The organism is Rhizobium fabae, from assembly GCF_003985135.1.
In the GTDB taxonomy this organism is placed as follows: domain Bacteria; phylum Pseudomonadota; class Alphaproteobacteria; order Rhizobiales; family Rhizobiaceae; genus Rhizobium; species Rhizobium pisi.
In genome coordinates this window covers 1-10,073 of sequence record NZ_ML133672.1, presented here as the reverse complement: position 1 = coordinate 10,073, position 10,073 = coordinate 1, and the positions used below count along the sequence as shown (strand labels likewise).

At 60.6% G+C, this 10,073-nt stretch carries 12 protein-coding genes; 8 read left to right on the top strand and 4 right to left on the bottom strand.

Annotated elements, in window-relative coordinates; translation table 11 throughout:
- Window positions 1–172: 172 nt before the first annotated feature.
- Window positions 173–808 carry an outer membrane protein gene (locus EFB14_RS32540; RefSeq protein WP_125846864.1) on the bottom strand — a complete coding sequence of 212 codons (636 nt, stop codon included), beginning with the start codon at window positions 806–808 and terminating at the stop codon, window positions 173–175.
- Window positions 809–1,173: 365 nt separating this feature from the next.
- On the opposite strand from EFB14_RS32540, the gene EFB14_RS32535 reads away from it, so the two are divergent.
- The 5 genes from EFB14_RS32535 (at window position 1,174) to EFB14_RS32510 (ending at window position 5,756) form a co-directional block, all read left to right on the top strand.
- Window positions 1,174–1,941, top strand: a complete 768-nt coding sequence (locus tag EFB14_RS32535; RefSeq protein ID WP_125846863.1) for an SDR family oxidoreductase — start codon at window positions 1,174–1,176, stop codon at window positions 1,939–1,941.
- Window positions 1,938–3,977 (top strand): excinuclease ABC subunit UvrC, encoded by a 2,040-nt coding sequence (gene uvrC, locus EFB14_RS32530; RefSeq protein WP_126830897.1) that lies wholly within the window; start codon window positions 1,938–1,940, stop codon window positions 3,975–3,977. Before EFB14_RS32535 ends, uvrC begins: the two co-directional genes overlap by 4 nt.
- 214 nt (window positions 3,978–4,191) lie before the next feature.
- A complete protein-coding gene (pgsA, locus tag EFB14_RS32525; RefSeq protein ID WP_003587473.1) occupies window positions 4,192–4,782 on the top strand; it encodes a CDP-diacylglycerol--glycerol-3-phosphate 3-phosphatidyltransferase in 591 nt (196 codons plus the stop codon).
- A complete protein-coding gene (gene moaD / locus EFB14_RS32520) occupies window positions 4,779–5,033 on the top strand; it encodes a molybdopterin converting factor subunit 1 (protein ID WP_125846861.1) in 255 nt (84 codons plus the stop codon). The genes pgsA and moaD overlap by 4 nt, the downstream gene beginning before the upstream one ends.
- 261 nt (window positions 5,034–5,294) lie before the next feature.
- Complete coding sequence (locus EFB14_RS32510) at window positions 5,295–5,756, top strand: molybdenum cofactor biosynthesis protein MoaE (protein ID WP_126830895.1); 462 nt, start codon at window positions 5,295–5,297, stop codon at window positions 5,754–5,756.
- Here EFB14_RS32510 and EFB14_RS32505 read toward each other — a convergent pair whose 3' ends face one another.
- A complete protein-coding gene (locus EFB14_RS32505) occupies window positions 5,757–6,653 on the bottom strand; it encodes a branched-chain amino acid ABC transporter permease (protein WP_125846859.1) in 897 nt (298 codons plus the stop codon).
- 65 nt (window positions 6,654–6,718) lie between these two features.
- On the opposite strand from EFB14_RS32505, the gene EFB14_RS32500 reads away from it, so the two are divergent.
- The gene (locus tag EFB14_RS32500) at window positions 6,719–7,264 is read left to right on the top strand and encodes a CGNR zinc finger domain-containing protein (RefSeq protein WP_125846858.1); all 546 of its coding nucleotides are present in this window, start codon (window positions 6,719–6,721) and stop codon (window positions 7,262–7,264) included.
- Complete coding sequence (locus EFB14_RS32495; protein ID WP_126830892.1) at window positions 7,261–7,764, top strand: hypothetical protein; 504 nt, start codon at window positions 7,261–7,263, stop codon at window positions 7,762–7,764. Before EFB14_RS32500 ends, EFB14_RS32495 begins: the two co-directional genes overlap by 4 nt.
- Before the next feature lie 89 nt (window positions 7,765–7,853).
- Here EFB14_RS32495 and ndk read toward each other — a convergent pair whose 3' ends face one another.
- Window positions 7,854–8,276, bottom strand: coding sequence for a nucleoside-diphosphate kinase (gene ndk, locus EFB14_RS32490; RefSeq protein WP_004680549.1), 423 nt, complete (start codon window positions 8,274–8,276; stop codon window positions 7,854–7,856).
- An 81-nt stretch (window positions 8,277–8,357) separates the two neighbouring features.
- Window positions 8,358–9,047, bottom strand: a complete 690-nt coding sequence (locus tag EFB14_RS32485; RefSeq protein ID WP_126830890.1) for a glutathione S-transferase family protein — start codon at window positions 9,045–9,047, stop codon at window positions 8,358–8,360.
- A 136-nt stretch (window positions 9,048–9,183) separates the two neighbouring features.
- Between EFB14_RS32485 and EFB14_RS32480 the strand changes: the two genes are divergently transcribed.
- Window positions 9,184–9,693 carry a DinB family protein gene (locus tag EFB14_RS32480; protein ID WP_126830888.1) on the top strand — a complete coding sequence of 170 codons (510 nt, stop codon included), beginning with the start codon at window positions 9,184–9,186 and terminating at the stop codon, window positions 9,691–9,693.
- The last annotated feature ends 380 nt before the right edge of the window (window positions 9,694–10,073 follow it).

Here is a 10,073-nt window from a genome sequence, read left to right as displayed (position 1 = left end):
CAAAACCGGCCACGGCGTAAGCCGAAACCTCTCTTCGCCCTCCGCCAAAACACAACCGGCAAAAAATCCAATCGCCAAAAAAGCAAAACCCGCCGAAAAAATCGACGGGTTTGTCAGCAGTCTGAAGCCGGGCGACGTGCCCGGCTTCTTTGTATTTGCATGTTCAGTCGGCTTAGAACTTGACGCCGATACCGAGCTTGACGCTGTTCTCGTCGTAGCCGCGCGAGAAGCTGCCGGAGTCGAGGTTGTAGTCCTTGCTCTGGTAGTCCGTGTAGCGATATTCCAAGCGCGTCGTGATGTTGTTGGTCACGAAGGCTTCGACGCCGGCGCCGACCGTGTAGCCGTAGGCCGTCTTGCTCTCGGACGAGGTGTCGTCCGAAACCTTGACGTTGCCGAGGGCGAGACCAGCCGTGCCGTAGAGCAGGAAGGGGTTCATGTCGTAGCCGACGCGGCCACGCACGGAGCCATTCCAGCCATACTTGTTCTTGACGCCGCCCGAAGAGACGTCGTCGCCGCTGTAGCCGAGATCGGATTCAACGCCGTAGACGATCTGGCCCTGCTGCCAGTTGTAGCCGGTGAAGACCTGGCCGCCGAAACCGTAGGTGTGGCGGTCGGAACCGAAGTTACCCATGTTGTAGGTGCCGGCGCCGCCGAGGTAGAAGCCCTCCCAGTTGCCGGCGGGCTTGACCGGAGCGTCCTGGGCAACCGGCGCTTCCGGAACCTGGTCGACGGCATCAGCCGCCTGAGCTGCCGAAACGCCAGCAATCGCAAAAGCGGAGGCCATAAGGCCAGCAATGAGTACACGCATACTTTTCTCCTTTCAGTCCCGCGCCGCTTATCATCTGTCTCTCAGCGAAGCATTAGCGGGAAAATTGCCAGATGTCCCTTCCGGATCGAGACTGAAATTGGAACTGAAATGCGGATTTGAAAGAGCCAAATTGTGATATCATTGTGGCTGGCGCATGGCCGAAATTCGATGTTGCTTGCGAGCAACATACACTTCATTAACCCTACTGAAGGATTAAACCAAAAATACTTATTTTAGGAAATCGCATTCTTAAATAATACATAGAATATCTCGCTCGCGTACGCAACGGTAGCGGCCTATTTATATAATCTCCGGCCGCCCCTATATAGTCTGCAGTCAGACTCGCGGCATCAGAAAGCAAGATTTTGAACCACAAAAGACTTCGCTCGGCCCTCGTAACAGGAGCCGCAAAAAGAATAGGCCGGGCAATCGCCGAAGACCTTGCTGCAAATGGATTTTCCGTCGCGATCCACGCGAACGGTTCCATCGGAGAGGCCGAAGAAGTGGCGGCGGAATTGCGGCGAAAAGGATTTAGCGCGGTCGCCATACGGGCCGACCTCACCGATGTCGGCGAGACAAGCGCGCTCGTCAAAAAGGCGTCGGAAGCGCTCGGCCCTCTCGATCTGCTCGTCAATAACGCCTCGATCTTTCGCCAGGATTCGGCGCGCAGCTTCGATGCGGAAGCGTGGGCGCAACATTTCGACATTCATGTACGGGCGCCTTCCATACTTGCCGCTGTTCTAGCCGAACAGCTGCCCCATGATGCGAGTGGGCTGATCGTCAACATCATCGACCAACGCGTCTGGGCGCTCAATCCGGGCTTCTATTCCTATACGCTTTCGAAGGCAGCACTTTGGACGGCGACGCAGACGATGGCGCAGACCTTCGCGCCGAAGCTGCGCGTCAATGCCATCGGCCCCGGCCCGACGGTGCGCAGCACACGGCAGTCGGAAGAGGACTTCCAGGCTCAGATCGACGGGCTTATCATGAAGGCGGGGCCGGGATTCGGCGAGTTCGGACGGACGGTCCGCTTTCTCTTCGATACGCCCTCGATCACCGGCCAGATGATTGCCCTCGACGGCGGCCAGCACCTTGCCTGGCAGACGCCCGATGTGGCGGAGATTACGGAATGAACGGACGAAAGCTGCCGGATGGCGGCGTTCTCTACGACGATACGGACGAGAGCGAAGACGATATCGAGGCGGAAGGCGATGTTTCCGCCTCGCCCCTTGCGGCAGCGGTCGACTGGAACGCAGGCAGCCTCAATGAGACCGGGCTGATCGGCGCGGAACTGATCGGCGAATTCGTCAAGCGGCTGCCGAACAGCCCCGGCGTCTACCGCATGTTCAATGCGGAAGGCGACGTGCTCTATGTCGGCAAGGCGCGCAGTCTGAAGAAGCGCGTCAACAATTACGCCGTCGGTCGCGTGCATTCCAACCGCATCGCCCAGATGGTCCGCCAAACGGCGAACATGGAATTCGTGACAACGCGCACGGAAACCGAAGCGCTGCTTCTGGAAGCGAATCTGATCAAGCGCTTGCGGCCGCGCTTTAATGTGCTGCTGCGCGACGACAAATCCTTTCCCTATATCCTCATCACCGGGGATCACCGGGCGCCTGCCATTTTCAAGCATCGCGGCGCAAGGGCGCGAAAGGGTGATTATTTCGGGCCTTTCGCTTCGGCGGGCGCGGTTGGGCGGACGATCAATTCACTGCAGCGCGCCTTCCTGATCCGCACCTGCACCGACAGCGTCTTCGAAACGCGCACGCGCCCCTGCCTCCTCTACCAGATCAAGCGCTGTTCCGGGCCTTGCACCCACGAGGTCAGCGACGAGGGTTACGGCGAACTGGTGCAAGAGGCGAAGGACTTCCTGTCCGGCAAGAGCCAGAAGGTGAAGTCGCATATGGCCGAAGCCATGAATCGGGCGGCCGAGGACCTCGACTTCGAGCGGGCGGCGATCTATCGGGATCGCCTGGCGGCGCTTTCGCATGTCCAGAGCCACCAGGGCATCAATCCAGCCGGCGTCGAAGAGGCTGACGTTTTCGCCATTCATCATGAGGGCGGCATTTCCTGCATCCAGGTCTTCTTCTTCCGCACCGGACAGAACTGGGGCAACCGCGCCTATTTCCCGAAAGCCGACCCGCAGCTTTCCAGCGCCGAAGTGCTGAACTCCTTCCTCGCGCAGTTCTACGACGACAAGCCCGTGCCGAAGCAGATCATGCTGTCAGAAACGGTCGAGGAGCTGGAACTGCTTGCGGCCGCGCTCAGCGAAAAGGCCGGCCACAAGGTTTCCATCCTCGTGCCTCAGCGCGGCGAGAAGCGCGATCTCGTCGACCACGTCGTCGGCAATGCGCGGGAAGCCCATGGGCGAAAACTCGCCGAGACGGCGTCGCAGTCGCGGCTGCTCGAAGGTTTCAAGGAAACGTTCGGGCTTTCCTATGCGCCGCAGCGCATCGAGATCTACGACAACTCGCACATCATGGGCACGAATGCCGTCGGCGGCATGGTGGTCGCGGGGCCGGAAGGCTTCGTGAAGAACCAGTACCGCAAGTTCAACATCAAATCGACCGACATCACGCCAGGCGACGACTTCGGCATGATGAAAGAGGTGATGACGCGGCGCTTCTCGCGGCTGATCAAGGAGGAAGGCATTCCCGACCGGACGGCGCAGGCAGCCGCTCCCGACGCTGCCGACATGCCCTTCCCCACATGGCCCGATGTGATCCTGATCGACGGCGGCCAGGGTCAGATGACGGCGGTGCGCGCCATCCTCGCCGAACTCGGCATCACCGACAGCGTGACGGCGATCGGCATCGCCAAGGGCGTCGACCGCGATGCCGGGCGCGAGCGCTTCTTTCCGCCGGGACGCGAGAGTTTCACCCTGCCGCCGCGCGATCCGGTGCTCTACTTCATCCAGCGCATGCGCGACGAGGCGCACCGTTTCGCGATCGGCTCGCACCGGGCGCGGCGCAAGAAGGAAATGGTCAAGAACCCGCTCGACGAGATCGGCGGCATCGGTCCGTCGCGCAAACGCGCGTTGCTTCAGCATTTCGGCACGGCGAAGGCGGTTTCGCGCGCCGCCCTGTCGGACCTGATGACGGTGGAAGGCATATCGGAAGCGGTCGCCAGGCAGGTCTACAACCATTTCCACGACGACGCCGCGAAATAACCGGCGTCCGTCGCAAATTCCACGCAAAGGCAGTGAAAAGACAGAAAGAATGTTGACGGTCCGCGGCCAAAGCCGTCATCTACCGCATCGGCCCGAAAATCGGACTCGATTTTCGGAAAGCACGATGCGTAGATTCAAAGTGTTACAGCGTCCTTTGCGCGTCTGAAAAGGCGCGCGGCGCTGTAGCGGCGCATTAATTCAGAGAAACGATCCCATGGCATCGCGTGCGTACAGCATCCCCAATCTTCTGACTTACGGCCGCATCCTCGCCGTGCCGCTGATCGTTCTCTGCTTCTTCATCGAGGGCAGGCTGTCGATCAGCAATACGGCGCGCTGGGTGGCGCTGTGGATCTTCGTCATCGCCTCGATCACCGACTTCCTCGACGGCTATCTCGCGCGCATCTGGAACCAGACGTCGAATATCGGCCGCATGCTCGATCCGATCGCCGACAAACTGCTGGTCGCCTCGATCCTTCTGCTGGTCGCGGCCGACCAGACCATCGCCGGCTGGTCGATCTGGGCGGCAATCACCATTCTTTGCCGTGAGATCCTGGTTTCGGGACTGCGCGAATATCTGGCGGCGCTGAAGGTCAGCGTGCCGGTGACGCGGATCGCCAAGTGGAAGACGACGCTGCAACTCGTCGCCATCGCCTTCCTGCTCGCCGGCCCCGCGGGCGACGAGATTTTCCCCTATACGACGCAGACCGGCATCGCGCTGCTGTGGATCGCGGCGTTGCTGACCATCTATACCGGCTACGACTATTTCCGCGCCGGGTTGAAACATATCGTGGATGACGAGGAATGACCCGGCTTGTCTATTTCGCATGGGTGCGCGAGCGCATCGGCAAGGGCGAGGAAGAAATCGACCTCCCCTCCTCCGTCGTCACCGTTGACGATCTCCTGAATCATTTGAAGACGCTGGGCGAAGAATATGAGACGGCGCTTCAATATCCCGAAGTGATCCGCGTGGCGCTCGACATGGAACATGTCGAGCATGACGAGCCGATCGGCGCTGCACGGGAAATCGGGATATTTCCGCCGATGACGGGGGGATGAGGCGGTGATGGTGGTGCCGTGTCGCTACCCCCCTCTGTCCTGCCGGACATCTCCCCCACGAGGAGGGAGATTGGCTGGAAGCACGAACTTCCCCAAGCAATCCACGTCGCAGCCCGGCAAAATTGTAGATGGGCACGATGGTCAAGCCGCCCGTGATCTCCCTCCTTGTGGGGGAGATGTCCGGCAGGACAGAGGGGGGTTGGTGCGGCACACCCTTTCCATAGCCTCCGCTACGGCTTCAAAGCAGTTGGGGACGTTATCATGACCGTCACCCCCACCATCCGCGTCCAACACGATGACTTCGACCTGCAAACCGAGGTCGATCGCCTCTCCAAGGGCAAACCCGGCATCGGTGCAGTCGTGACCTTCTCCGGCCTCTGCCGCGATGAGGGCGGGACGCTGGCTGCCCTCGAACTTGAGCACTATCCCGGCATGGCCGAAGCCGAGATGACCCGCATCGGCGAACTCGCCATCACCCGCTTCGGGCTTCTCGGCCTGACCGCCATCCACCGTTACGGCAAGATCGCAGCCGGCGAGAATATCGTGCTGGTCGTCGCCGTCGCGCCGCATCGGCAGGCGGCGTTCGACGGCGCCAGTTTCGTCATGGATTTCCTGAAGACCACAGCCCCCTTCTGGAAGAAGGAGCACGGCAAGGATGGCGAGGCCGGTGATTGGGTCGCGGCCAGAGACGCGGACGATGCGGCACGCGACAAGTGGAAATGATCAGAGAACAACGCGCTCCCTACGGCTCATGACTAAGAGCAGGACGAGCAGGGAGAAGATGACCAGATCGCGCCAGACGAAGGGGCCATAGGCGCCCCATAGGGTTTCGACGACGGCGAGCCCGGCGGCGCCGCCTGCCGAGCGTAGCGGGTCGGAGTAGCCACCGACGGCCGCGATCAACAGCACTTTCAGCCCGAACATCAGGCCCGCGCCGAAATCCATCGAGCCGTAATAGAAGGTCGCCAGGATGCCGCAGATCGTGGCGACGAGGGCGGCCGCCGCATAAGCGACGAGAAAGACGCGGTTGGCGCTGGTGCCGCAAAGCTCGGCGGCCAGCGGATCGTCAGTGACGGCACGCCAGATGCGACCCCAGGCCGTGTGCCTGAGGATCAGCGCGCCGATCGCGACGACGGCGCACATCAGCACCGTATCGATCAATTGTATGTAGGTGAGCGTCACCTTGAACAGACCGTCGCTCCAGAAGACAACGACGTCGTTCAGGAACGGCGGCAACCAGATGGCCCGGGTATCGGCGGCAAGCCGGGCGGTCTCCATCAGCACGATCATCATGCCGAGGGCGGCGACGATGACGGTGTTCGGCGACTTTTTGACCAGCGGCATCATGATCGCGCGGCCGATCCATATGCCTGCGCCCAGCGAGTAGACGATGGAGGCGCAGGCGCCGATGGCAAGAGCCGCCGGCAGCACCAGCCAGAATCTGACATAAGCGAGTTCGGTGAACAGCAGCAGGATCTGGCCCGAGAAGGCGAAAATTGCCCCATAGGTGATGTCTGCCCGCTTCGTCACGCCGAAGGCCACGGCATAGCCGAAGGCGAGCGTGGCATAGAGAGCCGCGAGCGGAACCGCATTCGCCAGCTGCTGCAAGAGATAGGCCATTCCAGACACTCCGGATCATTGAAAATATAACTGGTAAAATGCGTTTAGCCAGTTATATTTTCAGCATGAGCTTTTCCTGGACCCCTCACCGCTTCTCCGGCGGCGCGCTGGCGCTCGATGTCGCCAACAGCGTCGTGCTGCGCCACGATACGACGCGCCGGATCGACCGTTTCGCGGTCAGGGACCAGATGCGCAGTTTCCCGCACGCTGCCGCGGAATTCTGCGCCGAACGCGCCCTCTTCGGCGACATCGCGCCGGTAACGCCGGAACAGGAGGTGGATTTTATCGCCTTGCGGGAAGCGATCGACCTCTATTTCCGCAAGCGTATACTTGATGGCAACGACGACCAATTGCTGGCCGGTCTGCTGAAGGCGCTGGCGAAGACGTTGCGTGGCACAAGCTCCGGCAATCTGGCCGCCGCAACCGCCCATTCAGTGCTCCGGCTGATCGCCATGCCCGACCCGGAACGTATGAAGATCTGCGGCAATTGCGGCTGGCTGTTCATCGATCGAAGCAAGAACAGGAGCCGCGCCTGGTGCGACATGGCGGTCTGCGGCAACCGCGCCAAGGCGAACCGGCATTATCGCCGCAAGAAGGAGGAGACGCCATGAGGAAACACATGATCGTAGCGGCGGCAGCAATCGGCCTTCTGCTTGCCGCCTGCCAGCGCCAGGCCGAAAATCTGGTCGAGGTCACCGGCCATCTCTTCGTTTTCAACTATCGCGTGGCGACCGCCACCTATCTGCTGACGCTGAAGAAGACCGGCCCCATCCCCGATGGGTCCGTCATCATCGCCGAATTCGAAAACCCGCAGGGTGGCGATCCGCTGGTGCTGAACCAGAAAATCTATCCGATCGACGACAAGATCGCGCTGCAGAGCGAAAATCTGCACTGCGTGCGCAAGGACCGTCCCTATTCGGTGAATGTCCGGCTGGTGGATATGGATGGCAAGGTGCTTCAGGAATTGAAGACGCAGTTCCGGTCCGACCTCGACCAGACCGTCCTACCGAGCAAGCCGCTCGTCGTTGGTGCGCTTTATGACAAGAACCCGGAGGTCTTCAAGCCTGATGGCAGCGTCGATTTTTCGAATACTGACAAGTGCCCGGCATAGAAGAGATGCCTGAATAGAAAAAGCCGGAGCGAGGCCCCGGCTTTCGAGAGTCAATTCAAGGCATTGCGAGCAAATGCCGAAGCGTGGCCTCAGCCGACGATTTCGGTGTCGGAGAACCAGTACTTGATTTCCTGGGCAGCCGTCTCAGGAGCGTCGGAGCCGTGAACGGAGTTTTCGCCGATCGAAAGGGCGTGAACCTTGCGGATCGTGCCTTCGTCAGCGTTTGCTGGGTTGGTCGCGCCCATGATCTCGCGGTTCTTGAGGATCGCGCCTTCGCCTTCCAGCACCTGAACGACGGTCGGGCCGGAGGTCATGCCTTCGACGAGTTCGCCGAAGAAGGGACGGTCCTTGTGAACGGCGTAGAAGCCTTCGGCTTCGCGGCGGCTCATCCAGACGCGCTTCGAGGCGACGACGCGCAGGCCGGCATCTTCGAGCATCTTGGTGATGGCGCCCGTCAGGTTGCGCTTGGTTGCGTCAGGCTTGATCATCGAGAAGGTGCGTTCAATCGCCATAGTCAAATCCTCTGTTTTCTCGGGAAAAGTGGGCGGTCTTTAACCGCCCCGACGCCTGAAAACAAGAGGCCGGCGGCAATTTCACGCCGCTGTCACAGTCCTGCCCCGGCTTTGGTGAAGATCGAGGCAGCGCTCGAACCAGGCCATGACGGGATCATCTGTGGCAAGCATGGCAAGACCGGCGGATACGCGCAGCCATTGCAATGCCCCGAAGACGATGTAGTCGGCAAAGAGCGGCGTCTGACCGCCGATGAAGGGCTGGAACTTCAGCATATGGCGCAGCGGCTCCAGCTTGGCGCCGAAGGTGGCCTTCTCGGCCTCGCTGTCGGCGGCAAAGACTTCCAGCGGCTTGCCGAGACGGGCCTCGCGGCTTTCGCGGAAATAGGCCTTGTCTCCCTCGTCAAGGATCGCATGGATGTCGAGAAGGGCGATCCGCATGATCGCCGGATGGATGACCATCTGCGAATAGCCTTCCACCATGCGCGACAGAGCCTTGCCGCCCTCCCCTTTGAACAGCGACGGCCGCTCGGGATAGGCCTCTTCCAGATAGAGGGCGATTTCGAAACTGTCGGAAATCAGCCGGCCATTGTCGTCGAGCACAGGGACGATCGACGAAACACCGCCGCCGATTGCCCGGATGCGGGCGTAGGTGGTGGGAACCTCCTCAAAATCGAGCCCCTTATGCGCGAGCGCCATCACCGCCTTCCAGCAATGGGGCGAAAAGAAGTGGCGCTCGTCGGCGCCGCAGAGGGAATAGAGCGCTCTGGTCATAACGGTCCTTTCGAGATTGCAGCTCCCTCCATTCCACGACAGAAGACGCCTGTGATCAAATCAGGAAATTTCATGGGCACATCACTGCGACTTACTGGGAAACCGGGCTAGACTGCGGCGACGATGAGGGGATCAGATGCTCAGGCAGTACAGAATGCTCGCCGCCTATAATGGCTGGGCCAACGCCCAGGTCTATGCGGCCGCGGCCGAACTCAGCGACGCGGAATTCCGCAGCGACCGCGGCGCCTTCTTCGGCTCGCTCCATCGCACCCTCAATCATCTGCTCGTCGCCGACCGAATATGGATGAAGCGCTTCACCGGCACCGGCGAAGCGCCGACGACACTCGATGCCGTTCTCTACGAAGAGCTGGATATGCTTGCCGCCGCCCGCAAGGCGGAGGACGAGCGTATCATTGCCTGGACAGGCACGCTTGACGAGGCAACTCTCGCCGCCAGCTTCACTTATTCGCCGCTGACGCAGTCGGTCGAGATCACGCAACCGCTGTGGGCGGCGCTCTCGCATCTCTTCAACCACCAGACCCACCATCGCGGCCAATGCCACATGACGCTGACCGCAATCGGCAAGCCGAGCCTTCAGCTTGATCTCATCTACTTCCTGCGCAGCGAGGGCCGTGAGTGGATGTGAGGCCCTGATCTACCGCGACCAGTCTTTGCGGCGACTGACGCCTCTGTCGCAGCTTCGCAGTTCGGTGGAAACGCGAACAACGAACTTCCTCTAAAGGCAGCGACACCAAATATTTTAAAAAGACGCATTTATTCATCTCAAGACGCAGGACGCCATGCAGACTGACCGCAGCGGTTTTTTGAAATCAGAGAGACCGCCGCCGTATGTGGTGTACAAATCACCATCGCAAAATCTCGAACCTCACGAGGGAGGTCGATCGTGGTCGAGTAGCTATGCCATTCGGCTTCGCCCTCACAGATCCGGGCGGGCGGATTTCCCGCACCCGGCTCTTCCCGAGAGTAACCCGCATCATCTCCTGGCCTGCGCCCAAGTTCGAGTAA

What these genes read in the sequence shown, in the direction of transcription:
- EFB14_RS32540 (WP_125846864.1), bottom strand. Translation starts at nt 808, where the DNA reads ATGCGTGTACTCATTGCTGGCCTTATGGCCTCCGCTTTTGCGATTGCT.
- uvrC (WP_126830897.1), top strand. Translation starts at nt 1,938, where the DNA reads ATGAACGGACGAAAGCTGCCGGATGGCGGCGTTCTCTACGACGATACG.
- pgsA (WP_003587473.1), top strand. Translation starts at nt 4,192, where the DNA reads ATGGCATCGCGTGCGTACAGCATCCCCAATCTTCTGACTTACGGCCGC.
- moaD (WP_125846861.1), top strand. Translation starts at nt 4,779, where the DNA reads ATGACCCGGCTTGTCTATTTCGCATGGGTGCGCGAGCGCATCGGCAAG.
- EFB14_RS32510 (WP_126830895.1), top strand. Translation starts at nt 5,295, where the DNA reads ATGACCGTCACCCCCACCATCCGCGTCCAACACGATGACTTCGACCTG.
- EFB14_RS32505 (WP_125846859.1), bottom strand. Translation starts at nt 6,653, where the DNA reads ATGGCCTATCTCTTGCAGCAGCTGGCGAATGCGGTTCCGCTCGCGGCT.
- EFB14_RS32500 (WP_125846858.1), top strand. Translation starts at nt 6,719, where the DNA reads ATGAGCTTTTCCTGGACCCCTCACCGCTTCTCCGGCGGCGCGCTGGCG.
- EFB14_RS32495 (WP_126830892.1), top strand. Translation starts at nt 7,261, where the DNA reads ATGAGGAAACACATGATCGTAGCGGCGGCAGCAATCGGCCTTCTGCTT.
- ndk (WP_004680549.1), bottom strand. Translation starts at nt 8,276, where the DNA reads ATGGCGATTGAACGCACCTTCTCGATGATCAAGCCTGACGCAACCAAG.
- EFB14_RS32485 (WP_126830890.1), bottom strand. Translation starts at nt 9,047, where the DNA reads ATGACCAGAGCGCTCTATTCCCTCTGCGGCGCCGACGAGCGCCACTTC.
- EFB14_RS32480 (WP_126830888.1), top strand. Translation starts at nt 9,184, where the DNA reads ATGCTCAGGCAGTACAGAATGCTCGCCGCCTATAATGGCTGGGCCAAC.